General features: G+C 61.5%; 1 protein-coding gene. It reads left to right on the top strand.

The genetic code is table 11. The annotated features are described in order from the left end of the window. The coding region (locus tag H9S92_RS14070; RefSeq protein WP_187467337.1) for a hypothetical protein at window positions 1–395 on the top strand (395 nt) is incomplete at both ends.

Genomic DNA, 395 nt, shown 5'->3' with positions numbered 1-395 from the left:
ATCGGCTCCTTCGTAGTCAACCCCAACAACGCTACGCCCGAGATCACGACGGCCATCCCCGTAGGAACGCACCTGCTGCGCTACACCTACACCGACCAGTGTGGTAACTCGGGCTTCTCCGACTACCTCTTCACGGTGGAAGACCGCACGGCCCCCGTTGCGATCTGCGAAGACGGCCTGAACATCGGCATCTCTTCCGGTTCTTCTTCCACGACGGGCCTGCCCACGGGCTTTGCCGTCCTGACGCCGGAGAACATCGACAACGGTTCTTACGACGACTGCTCCGGTGTAACGCTGTCGATCGCCCGCGTCAACGCTGCCAACATCGCCCTGGAGGTATACGACCAGGAACTGATCCTGACCTGTGCTGACCTGGGCACGGTCCGGGTAGGTCT

This window comes from Neolewinella lacunae (assembly GCF_014349155.1).
GTDB classification, from domain to species: Bacteria; Bacteroidota; Bacteroidia; order Chitinophagales; family Saprospiraceae; genus Neolewinella; species Neolewinella lacunae.
This window is presented reverse-complemented; position numbering and strand designations above follow the sequence as displayed.